Origin of the sequence: Streptomyces sp. NPDC008086, assembly GCF_042957325.1 — a bacterium.
GTDB lineage: Bacteria > Actinomycetota > Actinomycetes > Streptomycetales > Streptomycetaceae > Streptomyces.
Genome location: NZ_JBIBIA010000008.1, coordinates 341,406 through 362,530 on the forward strand (window position 1 = coordinate 341,406; position 21,125 = coordinate 362,530).

16 protein-coding genes are annotated in these 21,125 nt (G+C 70.3%); 13 read left to right on the top strand and 3 right to left on the bottom strand.

Annotation, left to right across the window (positions count from 1 at the left end):
• The first annotated feature begins 4 nt into the window (after positions 1 to 4).
• The 12 genes from uvrC (at position 5) to pgi (ending at position 15,725) form a co-directional block, all read left to right on the top strand.
• Positions 5 to 2,125: an excinuclease ABC subunit UvrC gene (uvrC, locus tag ACFZBP_RS28975; protein WP_391417340.1), complete on the top strand. Its 2,121-nt coding sequence runs from the start codon at positions 5 to 7 to the stop codon at positions 2,123 to 2,125.
• The gene (rapZ, locus tag ACFZBP_RS28980) at positions 2,122 to 3,138 is read left to right on the top strand and encodes an RNase adapter RapZ (RefSeq protein WP_383445100.1); all 1,017 of its coding nucleotides are present in this window, start codon (positions 2,122 to 2,124) and stop codon (positions 3,136 to 3,138) included. Before uvrC ends, rapZ begins: the two co-directional genes overlap by 4 nt.
• Positions 3,135 to 4,202 carry a uridine diphosphate-N-acetylglucosamine-binding protein YvcK gene (yvcK, locus tag ACFZBP_RS28985; protein WP_383445103.1) on the top strand — a complete coding sequence of 356 codons (1,068 nt, stop codon included), beginning with the start codon at positions 3,135 to 3,137 and terminating at the stop codon, positions 4,200 to 4,202. The genes rapZ and yvcK overlap by 4 nt, the downstream gene beginning before the upstream one ends.
• Complete coding sequence (whiA, locus tag ACFZBP_RS28990; RefSeq protein ID WP_062719176.1) at positions 4,193 to 5,182, top strand: DNA-binding protein WhiA; 990 nt, start codon at positions 4,193 to 4,195, stop codon at positions 5,180 to 5,182. The genes yvcK and whiA overlap by 10 nt, the downstream gene beginning before the upstream one ends.
• A 151-nt stretch (positions 5,183 to 5,333) precedes the next feature.
• Positions 5,334 to 8,288 carry a M14 family zinc carboxypeptidase gene (locus tag ACFZBP_RS28995; protein WP_391417343.1) on the top strand — a complete coding sequence of 985 codons (2,955 nt, stop codon included), beginning with the start codon at positions 5,334 to 5,336 and terminating at the stop codon, positions 8,286 to 8,288.
• Between the two features lie 229 nt (positions 8,289 to 8,517).
• Positions 8,518 to 9,528, top strand: coding sequence for a type I glyceraldehyde-3-phosphate dehydrogenase (gap, locus tag ACFZBP_RS29000; RefSeq protein ID WP_062713766.1), 1,011 nt, complete (start codon positions 8,518 to 8,520; stop codon positions 9,526 to 9,528).
• 155 nt (positions 9,529 to 9,683) lie between these two features.
• On the top strand, positions 9,684 to 10,895 hold the full coding sequence (locus ACFZBP_RS29005; protein ID WP_383445110.1) for a phosphoglycerate kinase: 1,212 nt from the start codon (positions 9,684 to 9,686) through the stop codon (positions 10,893 to 10,895).
• 6 nt (positions 10,896 to 10,901) lie between these two features.
• Positions 10,902 to 11,678 carry a triose-phosphate isomerase gene (gene tpiA / locus ACFZBP_RS29010; protein WP_062719180.1) on the top strand — a complete coding sequence of 259 codons (777 nt, stop codon included), beginning with the start codon at positions 10,902 to 10,904 and terminating at the stop codon, positions 11,676 to 11,678.
• A gap of 147 nt (positions 11,679 to 11,825) precedes the next feature.
• The gene (gene secG / locus ACFZBP_RS29015; protein WP_009300451.1) at positions 11,826 to 12,056 is read left to right on the top strand and encodes a preprotein translocase subunit SecG; all 231 of its coding nucleotides are present in this window, start codon (positions 11,826 to 11,828) and stop codon (positions 12,054 to 12,056) included.
• Positions 12,057 to 12,257: 201 nt separating this feature from the next.
• A complete protein-coding gene (locus ACFZBP_RS29020; RefSeq protein WP_003976875.1) occupies positions 12,258 to 12,593 on the top strand; it encodes an RNA polymerase-binding protein RbpA in 336 nt (111 codons plus the stop codon).
• Between the two features lie 164 nt (positions 12,594 to 12,757).
• Positions 12,758 to 14,017 carry an MFS transporter gene (locus ACFZBP_RS29025; protein WP_391417346.1) on the top strand — a complete coding sequence of 420 codons (1,260 nt, stop codon included), beginning with the start codon at positions 12,758 to 12,760 and terminating at the stop codon, positions 14,015 to 14,017.
• A gap of 52 nt (positions 14,018 to 14,069) precedes the next feature.
• Complete coding sequence (gene pgi, locus ACFZBP_RS29030) at positions 14,070 to 15,725, top strand: glucose-6-phosphate isomerase (RefSeq protein WP_383445115.1); 1,656 nt, start codon at positions 14,070 to 14,072, stop codon at positions 15,723 to 15,725.
• A gap of 137 nt (positions 15,726 to 15,862) precedes the next feature.
• Here the strand turns inward: pgi and ACFZBP_RS29035 are convergent, their stop codons facing one another.
• The 3 genes from ACFZBP_RS29035 to ACFZBP_RS29045 all read right to left on the bottom strand — a co-directional run bounded on the left by ACFZBP_RS29035 (position 15,863) and on the right by ACFZBP_RS29045 (position 19,600).
• A complete protein-coding gene (locus ACFZBP_RS29035; RefSeq protein ID WP_391417349.1) occupies positions 15,863 to 18,145 on the bottom strand; it encodes an FtsX-like permease family protein in 2,283 nt (760 codons plus the stop codon).
• Between the two features lies 1 nt (position 18,146).
• Positions 18,147 to 18,911 (bottom strand): ABC transporter ATP-binding protein, encoded by a 765-nt coding sequence (locus ACFZBP_RS29040; protein WP_383445712.1) that lies wholly within the window; start codon positions 18,909 to 18,911, stop codon positions 18,147 to 18,149.
• Positions 18,912 to 19,084: 173 nt separating this feature from the next.
• On the bottom strand, positions 19,085 to 19,600 hold the full coding sequence (locus ACFZBP_RS29045) for a PadR family transcriptional regulator (protein ID WP_383445121.1): 516 nt from the start codon (positions 19,598 to 19,600) through the stop codon (positions 19,085 to 19,087).
• A gap of 136 nt (positions 19,601 to 19,736) precedes the next feature.
• Between ACFZBP_RS29045 and ACFZBP_RS29050 the strand changes: the two genes are divergently transcribed.
• Positions 19,737 to 21,008 carry an extracellular solute-binding protein gene (locus tag ACFZBP_RS29050; RefSeq protein ID WP_391417352.1) on the top strand — a complete coding sequence of 424 codons (1,272 nt, stop codon included), beginning with the start codon at positions 19,737 to 19,739 and terminating at the stop codon, positions 21,006 to 21,008.
• Positions 21,009 to 21,125 lie beyond the last annotated feature (117 nt).

A 21,125-nucleotide genomic window follows, 5' to 3' on the forward strand; every position in this document is an offset into this window, starting at 1 on the left:
AGACATGGCCGACCCCTCCAGCTACCGCCCCAAGCCGGGACAGATCCCCGACTCACCCGGGGTGTACAGGTTCCGTGACGAGCACCGCCGGGTGATCTACGTCGGAAAGGCGAAGAGCCTGCGCCAGCGCCTGGCGAACTACTTCCAGGACCTGGCGGGCCTCCACCCGCGCACCCGTTCCATGGTCACCACGGCCGCGTCCGTGGAGTGGACCGTGGTGTCCACGGAGGTCGAGGCGCTTCAGCTGGAGTACTCCTGGATCAAGGAGTACGACCCCCGGTTCAACGTCAAGTACCGCGACGACAAGAGCTACCCGTACCTCGCGGTGACGATGAACGAGGAGTTCCCGCGGGTGCAGGTGATGCGCGGTCACAAGAAGAAGGGCGTGAGGTACTTCGGGCCGTACGCGCACGCGTGGGCGATCCGGGACACCGTCGACCTCCTCCTGCGTGTCTTCCCGGTCCGCACCTGCTCGGCCGGCGTCTTCAAGAACGCCTCCCGCACCGGCCGCCCCTGCCTGCTCGGCTACATCGGCAAGTGCTCCGCCCCCTGCGTGGGGCGCGTCTCCGACGAGGAGCACCGTGAACTGGCCGAGGAGTTCTGCGACTTCATGACCGGCCGCACGGGCACCTACCTGCGCCGCCTGGAGAAGCAGATGATGGAGGCGGCCGACGAGATGGAGTACGAGCGGGCCGCCCGCCTGCGCGACGACATCGAGGCCCTGAAGAAGGCCATGGAGAAGAACGCGGTCGTGCTCGCCGACGCGACCGACGCCGACCTCATCGCGGTCGCCGAGGACGAGCTCGAAGCGGCCGTGCAGATCTTCCACGTCCGCGGCGGCCGGGTGCGCGGCCAGCGCGGCTGGGTCACCGACAAGGTGGAGGAGATCACCACCGGCGCCCTCGTAGAGCACGCCCTGCAGCAGCTCTACGGCGAGGAGACCGGGGACGCCGTGCCCAAGGAAGTCCTCGTCCCGGCCCTGCCCGACCCGCTGGACCCGGTCCAGGAGTGGCTCACCGGCCGCCGCGGTTCCAACGTCTCGCTGCGCATCCCCCAGCGCGGCGACAAGCGCGCCCTCATGGAGACCGTCGAGCGCAATGCCCAGCAGGCGCTCGTCCTGCACAAGACCAAGCGGGCCTCCGACCTGACCACCCGCTCGCGCGCCCTGGAGGAGATCGCCGACGCCCTCGACCTGGACAGCGCCCCGCTCAGGATCGAGTGCTACGACATCTCCCACCTCCAGGGTGACGACGTCGTGGCCTCCATGGTCGTCTTCGAGGACGGGCTGCAGCGCAAGAGCGAGTACCGCCGCTTCCAGATCAAGGGCTTCGAGGGCCAGGACGATGTCCGCTCCATGCACGAGGTGATCACCCGCCGCTTCAGGCGCTACCTCGCCGAGAAGGAGAAGACAGGTGAGTGGGCCGACGGCGACAACACGCTCGCCGACACCTCCACCGAGCCCCTCACCACCACCTCCCCCGAGCCCCTCACCACCACCTCCCCCGACGCCCTCGCAGGCGGTCTCAAGGACGACGAAGGCCGCCCCAAGCGCTTCGCCTACCCGCCCCAGCTCGTCGTCGTCGACGGTGGACAGCCGCAGGTCGCGGCCGCCCAGCGGGCTCTGGACGAGCTCGGTATCGACGACATCGCCGTCTGCGGTCTCGCCAAGCGGCTGGAGGAGGTCTGGCTGCCGGGCGAGGACGACCCGGTCGTCCTGCCCCGCACCAGCGAGGGCCTCTATCTGCTCCAACGGGTCCGGGACGAGGCCCACCGCTTCGCGATCACCTACCAGCGCACCAAGCGAGCCAAGCGTTTCCGGTCGAGCCCGTTGGACGACGTGCCCGGCCTCGGTGAGACTCGCAAGCAGGCGCTGATCAAGCACTTCGGTTCGGTGAAGAAGCTGCGATCCGCGACAATCGACCAGATCTGCGAGGTCCCGGGCATAGGCCGCAAGACGGCCGAGACGATCGCCGCGGCCCTCGCCCAGGCGGCCCCGGCCGCACCCGCCGTCAACACGGCGACTGGAGAGATCATGGAAGACGAGGAACCCGATACGACGGCGGAGACCTCGGGGGAGCGCGTGTCCGCGGGCGCCCCGGACGAACGACGGGGGCAGGAGAGATGAGCGAGCACGACACACAACCCACGGCCGACCGAGATCCACAGGCTCAGGAAGCACACAGCGAAGGCGGCGAGGATCTCACCCAGCAGGACGCACGCCAGGAAAACGGAGCACAGGTGAGTACGGGCATCGACTCGGCCGGGGTCCCCGAAGCGGCCATCCCCGAGCTGGTGATCATCTCCGGCATGTCCGGAGCCGGCCGCTCGACGGCCGCCAAGTGTCTGGAGGACCTCGGCTGGTTCGTCGTCGACAACCTCCCGCCCGCGCTGATCCCCACCATGGTGGAGCTCGGCGCCCGCTCCCAGGGCAACGTGGCGCGGATCGCGGTGGTCGTCGACGTCCGTGGCCGTCGTTTCTTCGACAACCTCCGCGAGTCGCTCTCCGACCTCGACACCAGAGGCGTGACGCGCCGGATCGTCTTCCTGGAGTCCTCGGACGACGCCCTGGTGCGCCGCTTCGAGTCGGTGCGCCGCCCGCACCCCCTCCAGGGCGACGGCCGTATCGTCGACGGGATCGCCGCCGAGCGCGAGCTGCTGCGCGAGCTGCGGGGCGACGCCGACCTGGTGATCGACACCTCCAGCCTCAACGTGCACGAGCTGCGGGCCAAGATGGACGCCCAGTTCGCCGGCGAGGAGGAGCCCGAGCTGCGGGCCACGGTGATGTCCTTCGGCTTCAAGTACGGCCTCCCGGTCGACGCCGACCTGGTCGTGGACATGCGGTTCCTGCCCAACCCGCACTGGGTCCCGGAGCTGCGCCCCTTCACCGGCCTCAACGAGGAGGTGTCGGCGTACGTCTTCAACCAACCCGGCGCGAAGGAGTTCATCGACCGCTACTCCGAACTGCTCCAGCTCATCGCGGCCGGATACCGCCGCGAGGGCAAGCGGTACGTGACCATCGCGGTCGGCTGCACCGGCGGCAAGCACCGCTCGGTCGCCACATCCGAGAAGCTCGCGGCGCGCCTGGCCTCCCAGGGCGTGGAGACGGTGGTCGTGCACCGGGACATGGGACGGGAATGACGGGACGTACTCCGCGGCTGAGCAGGCTGCGTCGGGCCGTGCCCGAGTCGCGTGCCGGCCGGCCCGTCGAGGCCCGGGGTGCGAGGCCCCGCCGCCGGGGCACCCAGCCGAAGGTCGTCGCCCTCGGCGGCGGCATGGGCCTGTCCGCCTCGCTCGCCGCGCTGCGCCGGATCACCGGTGACCTCACCGCCGTCGTCACCGTGGCCGACGACGGCGGCTCCAGCGGGCGCCTGCGCGACGAGCTGGGCGTACTGCCGCCCGGCGACCTGCGCAAGGCGCTGGCCGCGCTGTGCGGCGACGACGACTGGGGCCAGACCTGGGCCCGCGTCATCCAGCACCGCTTCCACTCCAAGGGCGACCTGCACGACCACGCGGTCGGCAATCTGCTGATCGTCGCCCTGTGGGAGCAGCTCGGCGACCATGTCCAGGCCCTCGACCTGGTCGGCAAGCTGCTCGGCGCGCACGGGCGGGTGCTGCCCATGTCCGCCGTACCGCTGGAGCTCCAGGCCCTGGTCAAGGGGCACGACCCGGACCAGCCCGAGGCCGTGGACACCGTCCGTGGCCAGGCCAACGTCGCCCTCACCCCCGGTGAGGTGCAGTCCGTGCACGTCGTACCGTCCGACCCGCCCGCCGTGCCGGAGGCCGTCGCCGCCGTCCGGGACGCGGACTGGGTGGTGCTCGGCCCCGGTTCCTGGTTCTCCTCCGTCATCCCGCATCTGCTCGTGCCGGAACTCCTGGACGCCCTCACCGAGACGAAGGCGCGCCGGGTACTCTCCCTGAACCTCGCCCCGCAGCCGGGAGAAACCGAAGGCTTCTCACCGCAGCGTCATTTGGAGGTTTTGGGACGACACGCCCCTAAACTCGCCCTGGACGTGGTGCTGGCCGACGAGGCCGCCGTGCCGGACCGGGATGTGCTCACCGAGGCCGCCAAGCGGCTCGGTGCCGCGGTCGAGCTGGCCCCGGTGGCCCGGACGGACGGGACGCCCCGGCACGACCCGGAGCTGCTCGCCGCCGCGTATGACCGTATTTTTCGGATGCATGGAAGGATCGGCCCATGGCGATGACGGCAGCGGTGAAGGATGAGATCTCCCGGCTCCCCGTCACCCGGACCTGCTGCAGAAAGGCGGAGGTCTCCGCCATTCTGCGGTTCGCCGGCGGCCTCCACCTGGTCAGCGGGCGCATCGTGATCGAGGCGGAGCTGGACACCGCGATGGCGGCCAGACGGCTCAAGCGGGACATCCTGGAGATCTTCGGCCACAGCTCCGAGCTGATCGTGATGGCGCCGGGCGGGTTGCGGCGCGGCTCGCGCTACGTCGTGCGCGTGGTCGCGGGCGGTGACCAGCTGGCCCGCCAGACCGGCCTGGTCGACGGGCGCGGCCGCCCGATCCGCGGCCTGCCCCCGCAGGTGGTCTCCGGGGCCACCTGTGACGCGGAGGCCGCCTGGCGGGGCGCCTTCCTGGCGCACGGCTCGCTGACCGAGCCCGGCCGCTCTTCCTCGCTGGAGGTGACCTGCCCCGGCCCCGAGGCCGCGCTCGCCCTGGTCGGCGCCGCCCGCCGGCTGTCGATCGCCGCCAAGGCCCGCGAGGTGCGCGGCGTGGACCGCGTGGTCGTCCGGGACGGCGACGCGATCGGCGCCCTGCTGACCCGCCTCGGCGCACACGAGTCGGTGCTGGCCTGGGAGGAGCGCCGGATGCGCCGCGAGGTCCGCGCCACGGCGAACCGTCTCGCCAACTTCGACGACGCCAACCTCCGGCGTTCCGCGCGCGCCGCCGTCGCCGCCGGAGCCCGGGTCCAGCGCGCCCTGGAGATCCTCGGCGAGGAGGTCCCCGAGCACCTCGCCGCCGCCGGACGCCTGCGCATGGAGCACAAGCAGGCCTCCCTCGAGGAGCTGGGTGCGCTCGCCGATCCGCCGCTGACCAAGGACGCCGTCGCCGGCCGAATCCGCCGACTGCTGGCCATGGCCGACAAGCGGGCCCAGGACCTCGGCATTCCCGGCACGGAGGCCAACCTCAGCGAGGAGCTGGCGGACAACCTCGTGGGCTGACCTGAAAGATCGTCAAGATGCCGGTGCCGATGTCCACTTGGGACGTCGGCACCGGTGTTTGTCAGTCTTTGCGGCACTCTTGACTGAGCCGTGAAGTGGCATGAGCCTGGCAGTCATTCGTCACTGTGGCGAATCACTGCTAGGGGGGTTCATGAGACACAGAGCGAGATCGATCCTCGCTGTCGGCGCGCTCCTGATAGGCGGAGCGAGCATCGCACCCATCGCCCAGGCCCAGCAAGGAAGTGCGCAGGACACCGACCCGAACGAGGTCAAGGTCTTCCGCGCCGAGGTCACCAAGAAGCAGATACCCCTGCTGCTGGAGGCCGGCCAGGACGGGCACGAACTCAGTGAGCAGGCGCCCGAGAAGGGCACGGCCACCGTCGAGGTCTACCTCACCGACGACCAGGCCAAGAAGCTGGAGAAGAAGGGCGTCGAACTCACCGAGCACGACCTGTCCGCCAAGGCCGAGGAGCGCACCGCGAAGGCCGCCGAGGGCGTGTACCGCCCGTACAGCGGAAGCGGTGGCCTCAAGGAGGAGATCCTCCGGACCGGGCAGGAGAACCCCGGACTCACCAAGGTCGTCTCCATCGGCAAGACGGTCGGCGGACAGGACATCCTGGCGCTCAAGCTCACCAAGAACGCCAAGAAGACCAAGGACGGCTCCAAGCCCGCCGTCCTCTACATGTCCAACCAGCACGCGCGCGAGTGGATCACGCCGGAGATGACCCGGCGCCTGATGCACCACTACCTGGACAACTACAGGACCGACAAGCGCATCAAGAAGATCGTCGACTCGACCGAGCTGTGGTTCGTCCTCTCGGCCAACCCCGACGGCTACGACTACACCTTCCAGGACCCCGGCAACCGCCTGTGGCGCAAGAACCTGCGGGACAACAACGGCGACGGTGCCATCAGCACCGGTGACGGTGTCGACCTCAACCGCAACTTCGCCTACAAGTGGGGCTACGACGACGAGGGTTCGTCTCCCAACCCCACCAGCGAGACCTACCGCGGCGCGTCCCCGGCCTCCGAGCCCGAGACCAAGGCGATCGACGCCTTCCAGAAGCGCATCGACTTCACCTACGGCATCAACTACCACTCCGCCGCCGAACTGCTCCTCTACGGCGTCGGCTGGCAGGTGGCCACCGAGACCCCGGACGACGTCCTCTACAAGGCGCTCGCCGGCACCCCGGACAACTCCGCGATCCCCGGCTACCACCCGCAGGTCTCCTCGGAGCTGTACACCACCAACGGCGAGGCGGACGGCCACGCGTCGAACGTCAACGGCCTGGCGATGTTCACACCCGAGATGTCGACCTGCCAGACCGCGTCGAACATCGACCCGAACGACCAGTGGAACGCCCGGGACTGCCAGTCGGTCTTCAACTTTCCGGACGACGAGAAGCTGATCCAGGACGAGTTCGCCAAGAACGTCCCCTTCGCGCTCTCCGTCGCCGAGTCCGCGGCCAGGCCCGACCAGCCCAAGTCCTCGCTCGGCCTGAAGGCCGCCGACTTCACCCCGGCCCCCTTCACCACGTCGTACTCCCGCGGCGCCGACCAGGAGGTCTCCGTCGTCGTACGCAAGTCGGTGCGCGACAAGGAGCTCAAGTACCGCGTCAACGGCGGGCGTACACACGACATGGCGCTGCGGCCCTGGAAGGGCGGCGAGACGTACGGCGGTGAGGACAACCTCTACTTCGACGAGTACCGGGCCAAGGTCGCCGACGGCGACGTGGGCGACAAGGTCGAGGTGTGGTTCACCGGCGAGACGAAGAGCGGCAAGCCCACCTCCAGCGGGCACTTCACGTACACGGTCGCCGAACGGCCGCGCGCGGACGTCCTCGTCGTGGCCGAGGAAGGCGCCACCGCCACGCACGCGCAGAAGTACGTCGACGCGCTCAAGGCCAACGGCCGCCGGGCGAGCGTCTGGGACGTCGCCGCACAGGGCGCGCCCGACGCGCTCGGCGTGCTGGGCCACTTCGACACCGTCGTTCACTACACGGGCGCCAACGTCCCGGGCAACGCCACCCAGCTCGAACTGCGCGCCTTCCTCAACGAGGGCGGCAAGCTGATCGAGGCGGGCGAGCAGGCCGGCGGCGCCGTCGACCTCGGCGGCGGCACCCTGTCGGACGACTTCAGCCAGTACTACCTGGGCGCCTACTCCCGTACGTCCATCCCCGGGGCCACCGGCTTCACCGGCTCCGGCAGGCTCGGCGGCTTCACCGGCGCGCTCGGCGACGCCACCGGAAACCCGCTCGACAAGGCCGGGACCTACAGCGTCACCTCGGACGAGCTGCCCGCCGACCAGTACCCGCAGTTCGCCGGCGCCGGCGCCGGCCAGTTCGCCGGGACCGTCAACCCGTACGGCCCGTACGCCGGTTCCTCCATGGTGGCCGCCGTCCACACCGACGACGCCTACAAGCGGCTGACCAGGACCGTCGACCTCACCGGGGTGACCGCGGCCCAGAAGCCCACCCTGCGCACCCAGTTGCTGTGGGACGTCGAGCCCGGCTACGACAACGTCCTGGTCGAGGCCCACACCACCGGGGCCGAGGACTGGACGACCCTCCCCGAGGCGAACGGCGCCACCAGCACCACGGTGCCCGCCGACTGCGAGGCCGGGTTCTACGCGGGTGAGCACCCCTGGCTGAACCACTACCTGACCGTGGCCACGAGCGGGTGCACCGCGAGCGGCAGCAGCGGCCAGTGGAACGCCTTCACCGGCGCCTCCGAGGGCTGGAAGCAGGTCGAGTTCGACCTGAGCGCGTACGCCGGCAAGTCGGTCGAGCTCTCGATCGCCTACGTCACCGACCCGAGCAGCGGCGGCCACGGCGTCCTCGCCGACGAGACCGCGCTCGTCGTCGGCGGCACGGCCACCGAGACCGAGGGCTTCGAGACGTCCCTCGGCGCCTGGAGCGTGACCGGACCGCCCGCGGGCAGCCCGGCCGTCCTCAAGGACTGGACGCGCACCGGCACGCTGTTCCAGACCTACGGTGCGACCACCACGGACGACACGGTGCTGTTGGGCTTCGGCCTGGAACACGTCACCGCGGCGGCCGACCGGAAGGTGCTCATCGGAAAGGCCCTGGACTCACTTGACGACTGACACGCCGAGGTCAACCGCGTAGTACGCAGGGTGACCAAATCGAGTGATCCGGCCTTCATGGCGGGGCGGTCCGTACCCCTACTGGCGGGTACGGACCGCCGTGCCGTCTATGAGGCATCTGAATGTCACCACGGCGGCTTCAGAGAGGTAGGGTCGTAGGCGGTCGGGGACATCCCAAACAGAGCTCGCCGGCACCGCATGGCCGGCGTACCAACGAGGAGATCGGTTCGTGACGATCCGCGTAGGCATCAACGGCTTCGGTCGTATCGGTCGCAACTACTTCCGCGCGCTGCTGGAGCAGGGCGCTGACATCGAGATCGTGGCTGTCAACGACCTGGGTGACACCGCGACCACGGCTCACCTGCTGAAGTACGACACCATCCTGGGTCGCCTCAAGGCCGAGGTCTCGCACACCGCCGACACGATCACCGTCGACGGCCACACCATCAAGGTCCTTTCCGAGCGCAACCCCGCCGACATCCCGTGGGGCGAGCTGGGCGTCGACATCGTCATCGAGTCGACGGGCATCTTCACGAAGAAGGCCGACGCCGCCAAGCACCTCGCCGGCGGCGCCAAGAAGGTCCTCATCTCGGCTCCGGCCAAGGACGAGGACATCACCATCGTGATGGGCGTCAACCAGGACAAGTACGACCCGGCGAACCACCACGTCATCTCGAACGCCTCCTGCACCACCAACTGTGTGGCGCCGATGGCCAAGGTCCTCGACGAGAACTTCGGCATCGTCAAGGGCCTGATGACGACGGTCCACGCGTACACCAACGACCAGCGCATCCTGGACTTCCCGCACTCGGACCTGCGTCGCGCCCGCGCCGCCGCCGAGAACATCATCCCGACCACCACGGGTGCCGCCAAGGCGACCGCGCTGGTCCTCCCGCAGCTCAAGGGCAAGCTCGACGGCATCGCCATGCGCGTCCCGGTCCCGACCGGCTCGGCCACCGACCTGGTCGTGCAGCTGCAGCGCGAGGTCACCAAGGACGAGGTCAACGCCGCGTTCAAGAAGGCCTCCGAGGACGGCGACCTGGCGGGCTACCTGTCGTACACCGAGGACCCGATCGTCTCCTCGGACATCGTCAGCGACCCGGCCTCCTGCACCTTCGACTCCTCCCTGACCATGGTCCAGGAGGGCAACTCGGTGAAGATCCTCGGCTGGTACGACAACGAGTGGGGCTACTCCAACCGCCTCGTCGACCTCACGGTCTTCGTCGGCAACCAGCTCTGATATATCCAGAGCAGGCGCATTGATGTGAGTCAGGGCTCGGGCGGCGCAGGGACGCGCCGCCCGAGCCCTGACGCGCGTGCAGAACAGACCTGTTGGATCACGAGCGCTTCCGAGCGATCACGAGAGATCACGAGCCCTCCTCAGGAGTCCCCTTCATGAAGACGATCGACGAACTTCTCGCCGAAGGCGTCGCCGGCAAGCGGGTCTTCGTCCGCGCCGACCTGAACGTGCCGCTGGACGGCACCACGATCACCGACGACGGCCGTATCCGCGCCGTCCTGCCCACCGTCAAGGCGCTCGCCGAGGCGGGCGCCCGGGTGGTCGTCGCCTCACACCTGGGCCGCCCCAAGGGCGCCCCGGACCCCGCCTTCTCCCTCGCCCCGGCCGCCACGCGCCTCGGGGAACTCCTCGGCGCCGACGTGGCCTTCGCGACCGACACGGTCGGCGACTCCGCCCGGGCCGTGGTCGCGGGCCTCGCCGACGGCCGGGTCGCGGTCGTCGAGAACCTCCGCTTCAACGCCGGCGAGACCAGCAAGGACGACGCCGAGCGCGCCGCCTTCGCCGAGCAGCTCGCCGCCCTCGCCGACGTCTACGTCGGTGACGGCTTCGGCGCGGTGCACCGCAAGCACGCCTCGGTGTACGACCTTCCGGCCAAGCTGCCGCACTACGCGGGCCACCTCATCGCCACCGAGGTCGCCGTCCTCAAGAAGCTCACCGAGGACGTCAAGCGGCCGTACGTCGTCGCGCTCGGCGGCGCCAAGGTCTCCGACAAGCTCGCCGTCATCGACCAGCTGCTCGGCAAGGCCGACCGGCTGCTCATCGGCGGCGGCATGGCGTACACCTTCCTCAAGGCCAAGGGCTACGAGGTCGGCATCTCCCTGCTCCAGGCGGACCAGATCCCGGCCGTCACGGAGTACATGGAGCGCGCCGAGAAGCTGGGCGTGGAGCTGGTGCTCCCCGTCGACGTCCTGGTCGCGGGCGAGTTCCCGGACCTGAAGACCAAGGCGCCGGCCAACCCCACGACCGTCGCCGCGGACGCCATCCCCGCCGACCAGGAGGGTCTGGACATCGGTCCGGAGACCCGCAAGCTGTACGCCTCGAAGCTCGCCGACGCCGCCACCGTCTTCTGGAACGGCCCCATGGGCGTCTTCGAGCACCCCGACTACGCCCAGGGCACCGCCGCGGTCGCCCAGGCCCTCGTCGACTCGGACGGCTTCACCGTCGTCGGCGGCGGTGACTCCGCCGCGGCCGTGCGCACGCTCGGCTTCGACGAGAACGCGTTCGGCCACATCTCGACCGGTGGTGGCGCCTCCCTCGAATACCTCGAGGGCAAGACGCTCCCCGGCCTCGCCGCACTGGAGGACTGACCCCTTATGAGCACGCGCACGCCGCTGATGGCGGGCAACTGGAAGATGAACCTCAACCACCTCGAGGCCATCGCCCACGTCCAGAAGCTCGCCTTCGCCCTCGCGGACAAGGACTACGACGCCGTCGAGGTCGCCGTCCTGCCGCCCTTCACCGACCTGCGCTCCGTGCAGACCCTGGTCGACGGCGACAAGCTGAAGATCAAGTACGGCGCCCAGGACATCTCGGCACACGACTCCGGCGCCTACACCGGCGAGATCTCCGGCCCGATGCTGGCCAAGCTGAAGTGCACGTACGTGGCCATCGGCCACTCCGAGCGTCGCCAGTACCACGCCGAGACCGACGAGATCGTCAACGCCAAGGTCAAGGCCGCGTACAAGCACGGTCTGACCCCGATCCTGTGTGTCGGCGAGGAACTGGAGGTCCGCGAGGCGGGCAACCACGTCTCCCACACCCTCGCCCAGGTCGAGGGCGGTCTGAAGGACCTCCCGGCCGAGCAGGCAGAGACCGTCGTGATCGCCTACGAGCCCGTCTGGGCCATCGGCACCGGCAAGGTCTGCGGCGCCGAGGACGCCCAGGAGGTCTGCGCCGCCATCCGTGGCAAGATCGCCGAGCTGTACACCCAGGAGCTGGCCGACAAGGTCCGCATCCAGTACGGCGGCTCCGTGAAGTCGGGCAACGTCGCCGAGATCATGGCCCAGGCCGACATCGACGGCGCCCTGATCGGCGGCGCGTCGCTCGACGCCGACGAGTTCGTCAAGATCGTGCGGTTCCGCGACCAGTGAGCCGACCGGCTCGGAGCGCCCCGTAGGCGACCCGACGAACTGCGAGTATGCGGTAGCGGCGATCCGTCGTACCCTTGCGGGGGCGCAGCCACGGTGCTGTGCCCCCGTCGTCCATCCGAATCCGAGGAAGTTGGTCCAGCCGTGGTTATGGGGTTCTCCATCGCCCTGATCGTCTTCAGCCTGCTGTTGATGCTGCTGGTGCTGATGCACAAGGGGAAGGGCGGCGGTCTCTCCGACATGTTCGGTGGCGGCATGCAGTCGTCCGTCGGCGGCTCCTCGGTCGCCGAGCGCAACCTCGACCGGATCACCGTTGTGGTCGGTCTGCTGTGGTTCGCGTGCATTGTCGTGCTCGGCATCCTGATGAAGGTGAACAACTGACCGGCACGCACGATCCGCACGTAAGGCCCCATGTTCGGTACGCGCAGCTGAGCGCGGCCTATCATGGGGCTTGCGTCTAGGTGTGAGGGCTCTGTAACTCCAATCACTGGACGCGCGTTGGGCCTTACGTAGACTGAGGCGCTCGCAGCGAAGCGAAACGCCGACTCGCTTTGCGGCACCATCACGCAGGGAGTTACGACCGTGGCAAGTGGCAACGCGATCCGAGGAAGCCGGGTCGGGGCGGGGCCGATGGGCGAGGCCGAGCGCGGCGAGTCCGCGCCGCGCCTCCGCATCTCCTTCTGGTGCTCCAACGGGCACGAGACGCAGCCCAGCTTCGCCAGCGACGCGCAGGTTCCCGAAACCTGGGACTGCCCGCGCTGCGGCTTCCCCGCCGGACAGGACCGGGACAACCCGCCGGACCCGCCGCGCACCGAGCCCTACAAGACGCACCTGGCGTATGTACGGGAACGACGCAGTGACGCTGACGGCGAGGCGATCCTCGCCGAGGCACTCGCCAAACTGCGGGGCGAAATCTAGGAGTTGAGGTCCGGCCGGGCACCTGAGGGTGTCCGGCCGGACCTGTATGACACACCGGCCCAGCGCCGGTGGACTTCCGCTCCGAGGCCGATTGTCAGTGGCGCCCTCTACGGTTTGTGTATCGATCTTCTGCATCGATGGACCGAGGGGGAGTTGTGACGGCGATGGGCACGGCGGGGGTGTGCGCGCCCGCATGGCGCGGAGGGTTCGGACGGCTGTGGAGCGCCGCCGTGCTCTCCAGCTTCGGCGACTCCCTGCGTACGGCCGCCCTGCCGCTCCTCGCCGTGACGCTGACGGACCGGCCGCTGCTGATCGCCGCGGTCACCGCCTGTGGCTATCTGCCGTGGATCCTCTTCGGACTGCTCGGCGGCGCCGTCGCCGATCGGGTGGACCAGCGCCGCGCGATGTGGACGGTGGACGCGTTACGAGCCCTGCTGGTCGGCGCGTTCGCGGTGGCGGTGGCCTTCGGGCACGCCTCGATCGGGCTGCTCGTCGCGCTGGCCTTCACCCTGACCGCGCTCCAGACACTGTTCGACAACGCGGCCACCTCCCTGCTCCCGGTCCTGGTGCACCGCGAGGCCCTCGGCAGTGCGAACGCCCGCCTGATGACCGGTCAGCGCATCGCTGGCGGACTGGTCGGCGGACCGGTGGTGCCGGTGCTGCTGGCAGCGGGAGCCGCCGTTCCCTTCGCGGCCGACGCCGGCACCTACGCGGTGGCGGCTGTGCTGGTGGCGTCGCTCCGGATCGAGGCACCCGAGCGCAGGCCGGCCCCGGCGGGCAGCACCCTGCGCCGGGAGATCGCGGAGGGACTGCGGACCCTGTGGCGCGACCGGGCCCTGCGCGGCCTGTGCGCCGCCACCGCCCTGTGCAACATCGGCATGGGAGCCCAGCTCGCCACCCTGGTCGTCCTGGTCACTGGATGGCTGGACGCCGGCCCGCTGGGATACGCGGCGGCGGGTGCCGCGTTCACCGTCGGAGGCCTGGCCGGGGGAGTGGCGAACGGTCGGATCGTGAAGCGGCTGGGCGCCATCCGCGCCGTGCTGCTCGCCGGTGCGGTGCAGATCGGGGCCCTCGTCGTCATGGGCACCGTGCGCAGCCTGACCGCGCTGGTGGCCGCGCTGGTCGTCTTCGGCCTCATGGGCATGGTGTGGAACGTCAACACGACGACTCTCATGCAGCAAAGCAGCCCCGCCGAGCTGCTCGGCAGAGTCGCCTCCGCCTTCCGGACCCTGGCCTTCGCCGGGGTGCCGCTCGGCGCTCTGCTGGGCGGGGCCGTCGCCACCGCCTGGGGCCTCAACACCCCGCCCCTGCTCACAGCGGCCTTCTTCGTGCTGGCCCTCGGCGCGCTGATACCTGTGCGCAAGCCGGACGTACCTGTTGTTGCGCCGGACGACGACGCCACGACGGCTCACGCCGCGCGCTGATCAATTAGGTTGGAACAGCTGGGACAGGCACGAAAGAAGGCTGAAGTCGGACATGAACGCAGACGGCCGTACCAGGCTCAACCAGACGCCCGAGTGGACCGCGTTGGCCAAGCACCGCGAGGAGCTCGGCGAAGTGCGGCTGCGGGAGCTGTTCGCCGCCGATCCTGGCCGCGGTGCCGGGTACACGCTGCAGGTCGGCGACCTGCACATCGACTACTCCAAGCACCTCGTCACCGACGAGACGCTGCGGCTGCTGCGCGAGCTGGCCGCCGCGGCGGACGTGTTCGGGCTGCGGGACGCCATGTTCCGCGGCGAGAAGATCAACACCACCGAGGACCGCGCCGTGCTGCACACCGCGCTGCGCGCACCGCGTGACGCGGTGATCGAGGTCGACGGGGAGAACGTCGTCCCGGCAGTGCACGCCGTCCTCGACAAGATGGCCGACTTCGCCGAGCGGGTCCGCTCCGGTGCCTGGACCGGCCACACCGGCAGGCGCATCAAGAACGTCGTCAACATCGGCATCGGCGGCTCCGACCTCGGTCCCGCGATGGCCTACGAGGTGCTGCGCAGCTACACCGACCGCGACCTCACCGTCCGCTTCGTGTCGAACGTCGACGGCGCCGACCTGCACGAGGCCACGCACGACCTGGACGCGGCGGAGACGCTGTTCATCATCGCCTCGAAGACCTTCACCACCATCGAGACGATCACCAACGCCACCTCGGCCCGCAACTGGCTCCTCACCGAGCTGGACGCCGGCCCGGAGGCCGTCGCCAAGCACTTCGTCGCGCTGTCGACGAACGGCGAGAAGGTCGCCGACTTCGGCATCGACACGGCCAACATGTTCGAGTTCTGGGACTGGGTCGGCGGGCGCTACTCCTACGACTCGGCGATCGGGCTGTCGCTGATGATCGCCATCGGGCCGGACGACTTCCGGGAGATGCTCGCCGGCTTCCGGACCGTCGACGAGCACTTCCGCACCGCGCCCGCCGAGTCCAACGTCCCGCTGTTGCTCGGTCTGTTGGGCATCTGGTACGGCAACTTCCACGACGCCCAGTCGCACGCGGTGCTGCCGTACAGCCACTACCTGTCGAAGTTCACGGCGTACCTCCAGCAGCTGGACATGGAGTCCAACGGCAAGTACGTCGGCCGGGACGGGCGGGAGGTCGACTGGCAGACCGGGCCCATCGTGTGGGGCACTCCGGGCACCAACGGGCAGCACGCGTACTACCAGCTGATCCACCAGGGCACCAAGCTGATCCCGGCGGACTTCATCGGTTTCGCCGAGCCGGTCGCCGAGATGAGTGAGGAACTCAAGGCGCAGCACGATCTGTTGATGGCGAACTTCTTCGCACAGACGCAGGCGCTGGCCTTCGGCAAGACGCCGCAGGAGGTGCGCGCGGAGGGGGTGCCGGAGGAGCTGGTGGCCCACAAGACGTTCAAGGGCGACCACCCGACGACCACGATCCTCGCGCGGGAGCTGACCCCGTCCGTGCTCGGTCAGCTGATCGCGCTGTACGAGCACAAGGTGTTCGTCCAGGGCGCGGTGTGGAACATCGACTCCTTCGACCAGTGGGGCGTCGAGCTCGGCAAGGTCCTCGCCAAGCGCGTCGAGCCCGCGCTGACCGAGGGCGCCGAGGTGCCGGGTCTCGACGCGTCGACGAAGGCACTCGTCGCGAAGTACCGCGAGCTGCGCGGCCGACGGTGACGGGTCCCTCCGGGGGGTGCGTGGGCGTCTATGAGCTCGGTGCTTTCTGATTGACGGCGGCCGCGGGGATCGTGGGTGGTTGCTCGCGCCGTCCCTCGCGCCCCTTGGCTGCGGCGGCTGCGCCGCTGCAGCCACCCTCAGGCGACCGCGCTCAGCGTGTCCGCCAGCCGGCGTCGTGCCGCGCGGGATGCCGGGAGGGCGGCGAGCGCGGCGGCGCCGAGCACCGCCGCCGCGCCGAGCGGCAGCAGGAGAGCCAGCGGTGGACCTTGGGCGATGCCCGCGCCGATGCCGCTCGATCTGCCCTGGGCGTCGATCAGCCAGTGCGAGAGGGGTGCGCCGAGGGCCGTGGCGATGACGACCGCGGCCAGGGCGGTGCAGGCGGTGGAGGTGACGGTGATCGCGGTGATCTGCCGTGGGGAGAGGCCGATGGCCTTCAGGGCCAGCAGGTCGCGTTCGCTCTCGCGGACGGTGCCGCCGATCGCGGTGAGTAGTTCGATGAGCCCGATCAGGGCCAGGACGACGATCAGGCCGACGACGACTCCGCGCAGGGGCGAGAGCCCGTCGGCGGGATTGGGGACGGCATGGACGTCCAGGCTGCCGTGCCCGGCCGTGGAGAGTCGGTCGGCCACCCGGGCGGGGTCAGCGCCCGGGTCGAGCCGCAGCTCGTAGAGGGTGGGGCCGAGGCCGGGGTCGTTCTCGCGGAGGGTGTCGAGGGAGGTGGAGATGACCCGGCCGGCGTTCTCCGGTTCGATGCTGCGGCCCACGATGTGCAGGATCTGCGGCTGGTCGCCGACGGTCATCCGCACCCAGTCGCCGACCCGCACGTCCAGCAGCTCCAGCAGCCCCTGACCGGCCACCGCCTCGTCGCGGCCCTGGGCCGGGCGCCCCTCGGCCAGGGTGCACGGATAGGGGTCCGCGTGGGTACCGAGGCCCCGCAGGGCGATCGTGGCGGTCTGGCCCGGGACCAGGGCGGCCACCTCGACGCCCGGGTAGGCGGCGGCGACCTGCGGGTCGCGTTCCAGCAGGGCGCGGGTGTCGCGTTCGGCGAGACCGGAGTCGGCGTGCACGGTGAGCGAAGTCGGCAGGCCGATCTGCTCGGGTCGGCTGTCGAACCGCTCAATGGTGGTCCACGCGCCCATAGCCACCACGATCAGCAGCAGCGGCAGCGCGAGCCGGGCGACGGTCGCCAGGGACCGCGGGCGGCGGGTGAAGGCCCGGTGCCAGCCCAGTACCAGCGCGGGCGGCAGCCGTAGTCCGAGCGCGCCGCGCGCCACCCCCGAGAGCCGCCCGCCGAGCGGCGCCGCAGGCCGTGACACCGGCACCGGGGGCACGCGCCCCGCCCGCCACGCCGCCAGCCCCGTGGTCGCGCCGATCAACAGCACCGCCCCGACCGGCACCACGACCAGCGCCAGAGTGTGTCCGGGCAGCCCCTGCCAGACCCCGACCGCGTCCCCGAGCCGTCCCGGAATGCGGCTGCCGAGGGCCTGGAGGACGGATGCGGCGGCCACCGCGCCCAGCAGGGCGTAGGCCAGGTGCTGGAGCAGGAAGACGCGGACCACCTGGCCAGGAGTGAAGCCGATCGCCTTGAGCACCGAGATGTCCCGCAGATGCCCGCGGATCCGGGTGCCGATCGCCCCGTGCACGGCAAGCCCCGCGGCGACCAGCGCGCCCAGCCCGAACAGGCCCAGCACCTGCCCGAGCAGCCGGTTGTCGCCCTGCGCCTCCGCCCGGCCCTGCTTCCAGGTGGAGACCTCGCTGACCGCGCCGGCGCCGAGGACGGTCACGGCGCGCTGGACGGCGTAGTCCGTGTCGTCGGGGTCGGTCAGCCGAAGCCCGATCACCTGCCCGCCCGGGTCGCGCACGGCGGACGGCGGAGCCCAGACCAGGCCCGGCTGCTCGCCCGGCCGGTAGCGCGGCTCGGCGCTGTCGGCGATGCCGAGCACGGTCAGGCTCCGGTCGGTGCCGGGGAGGGTGAGGGTGTCGCCGGGGGCGGCCAGCAGGGCGCGGGCCAGGCGGGTCTCCAGGACCACGCCGTCGGGGTTCGCCGGGTCCAGCCAGTGACCGGAGGTGAGGAGCGGGCGGCCCACGGTGGGGCGCTCGGGGGTGCCGCGCAGTTCGACGGAGGCGCGGGTTCCGCGGGAGGCGAGCGTGGTGGAAGAGGTCGGGTAGGGGCCCGCGACGGAGTCGACGCCCTCGAGGTCGGCCAGCTTCCCGGTGTCCGCGGACGGGCCGGTGTGCAGCCATACGTGCGCGCCGTGGGCCTGGGTGAAGACGCGCTGCCAGGGGTTGGTGGCGTAGCCGAAGAGGGCCGTGGCCAGCAGCAGGGAGACGACGATCCCGGCCGTGGCGAGCACGAGGAACAGCGCCTCGCCGCGGTGCGTGCGCAGATCGGAGTGCGCCCAGCGCAGGGTGGCCCGCATCTCAGTCCCGGAGCTCCAGCACACCGGATATCCCGGTGCGGCGCGGCGGCGCGCCGGCGTCCAGCTCGGCGTCGTCGGCGATCCGGCCGTCGAAGAAGCTGATCACCCGGTCCGCCGCGCTCGCCAGCCGTGCGTCATGCGTGACCAGCACGATCGTCTGGCCGCGCTGGTGGAAGCGGGACAGCAGCCGCATCACCTCGCGGGTGCCCTTGCTGTCCAGGCTGCCCGCGGGCTCGTCGGCCAGCAGCAGCGGCGGACGGTTGACCAGGGCCCGGGCGAGTGCGACCCGCTGCTGCTCGCCGCCGGACAGCTCCCCCGGCATGCTCCGCTCCTTGCCGGTCAGGCCCAGCTCGGCCAGCAGCTCGGCCCGCTCGGCGCGCGCCCGCTTCGGCGGGACACCGGCCAGCAGGGCGGGCAGCTCGACGTTGTCGGCGACGGACAGGTCGGAGACCAGGTTGAAGAACTGGAAGACGATCCCTATGCGCTTCCTGCGCTCGACCGCCCAGCGGGCCTCGCTCCACCGGTCCGCGCACTCGCCGTCCAGCCAGATGCTCCCGCTGTCCGGGCGCTGAAGCCCGCCCAGCAGATGCAGCAAAGTCGACTTGCCGGCACCGGACGGACCGGTGACCGCAACGAACTCGCCCTGCCGCACGGAAAGATCCACGCCACGCACGGCGTGCGCCGGAGCGCCCTCACCGTGATGCGTCTTGACCAGGCCCTCGGAACGCAGCACAGGGCTCTCGGCGCCGGCCCCGGCACCCTTCACACCCCGCCCGGCACCCTTCGCTCCCGGTCCGGCACCCTTCACACCCCGCCCGGCACCCTTCGCTCCCGGTCCGGCACCCGTCGCGCCCCGCCCGGCACCCTTCGCGCCCGGCCCGGAAACCTTCGCGTCCGCCTCGGAACCACCGGCGCGCAGCTCAGGAGTGGAATCGTCGCTCACTCCAACTCCTCCAGCTCTTCCTGGCACCGCTCCAGCCAGTCGAGATCGGCCTGAAGGTGCAGCATCGCGCCCTCGATCAGCAGTTGCGCGATGCGGTTGTCCCGGTTCTCGGCGGCGGCCAGTTTCGACAGTTGACGCATGGTGTTCAGGTACTGGCGCCGCTGTTTGTTGATGAGGACGATCTGGTCGGCGAGACCGGTCTGCGGTGCGACGGCCAGTTTCATGAAGAACTCGTCCCGTACCCGCGGCTCGTCCTCGGGCTCCTCGAACCAGGCGCGCAGCGCCTCACGCCCGGCGTCGGTGAGGTGGTAGACCTTCTTGTTGGGCCGGCTCGACTGCTCGACGTCCTCGCCCTCTATCAGCCCCGATTTCTCGAGACGGCCGAGAGTCACATAGATCTGGCCGACGTTCGGCTGAGGGTACGCGGAGCCCAGCAGTTGCTCAAGGTCCTGCTTCAGCTCGTAGCCATGCGCCGGGCCGCGCGCCAGCAGGGCCAGGAGGGGCAGCCGCACTCGACCTCTCCTCCTCGCATCCTGGTTAATGTGCCGCGAGGCCTAGTATCGCGCATACCTAACAGGTATACATGGCCTCTGACCCCGGACGAAGACGTTCGGCGCCAGTTGTACAGGGTTGTACAGGGAGGAACCTATGCGGTGGATCCACGCCGCCGGTAGGGGCCTTCTCGTCCTCGTTGTGATCCTGACCGGCTACGTCGCCTCCGGCGCACGTGCCGACGAGGGCCCCGCGAGCGGCCGGGGGCCGATGACCCTCGCCACCGCCGGGGACCTGACGGGCTATCTCGGGTCCGTGCTGGATGGCTGGAATCGCACCCACCCCGACGAGAAGGTCACTCTCGTCGAGCTGCCCGACTCCGCCGACGAGACCCATGCGCAGATGACCACCGACCTGCGCGCCGGTGACCGCAGCCGCTTCGACATCCTCAACATCGACGTCAGCTGGACCTCGGAGTTCGCGGCGCAGGGCTGGATCCGTCCGCTGGACCGCGACCGCTTCCCCCTGGGCACCTTCCTGCCACCGGTCGTGGACACGGCGACCTACGACAGACAGCTCTACGCCGTCCCGTACGTGACCAACGCCGGCCTGCTCCTCTATCGCAAGGACATCCTCGCCAAGGAGGGCGTCGACCCGCCGCGCACCTGGGCCGAACTGGAACGGGCCGCGAAGACGATCGCCCCGAAGTACGGGCTCGACGGCTACGCGGGCCAGTTCCTGCCCTACGAGGGCCTCACCGTGAACGCCGCCGAGGCCGTCTACTCGGCGGGCGGCTCGATCCTCGGCGACGAGGGCGAGCGCGTCACCGTGAACTCGACGGCGGCCCGCGAGGGCATCGACTTCCTCGCCCGGGGTGTGCGCGAGGGCTGGATCCCGAAGCGGGCGCTGACGTTCAAGGAGGAGGAGTCCAAGCAGGCCTTCCAGGACGGCCGCCTGCTCTTCCTCCGTAACTGGCCGTACGCCTATGTCGGCGCGTCGGCCAAGGGCTCGCCGGTCTCCGGGAGGATCGGTGCCGTGCCGCTGCCGGGTCCGGACGGACCGGGCAGGAGCGTGCTGGGCGGCTCCAACCTGGCCGTCAGCGCCCACGCCCGGCATCCCGACTCGGCCGCCCGGCTGATCGCGTACCTGACCAGCGAGCGCGTCCAGCGCCAGGTCCTCACGCGCGGCGCGCTGCCGCCCGTACGGGCCGACCTGTACGAGGATCCCGCGCTGGTGCGGGAGTTCCCGTATCTGCCGACCCTGCGCGAGAGCGTGCGCACGGCCGCGCCGCGCCCCAAGAGCCCCCGCTACGACCAGGTGAGCCTGGTGGTGCAGGCGGTCGTGCGGGACGCGATGACCGGACACGAGACGCCCGCGGCAGCCGTGCGTCGGCTGGCGAGAGACCTCGCCGCCGTCTCATCCCGCTAGTTACTCGTTAAGTAACGCCAAGGTCTCTTCTATGGTCGCTCTCGCCTGAAATGGGCGGATATAAAGCCCTGACTCCTCGGTAGCTTACGTCCAGTTCATTGACACCCTCCTGAAACT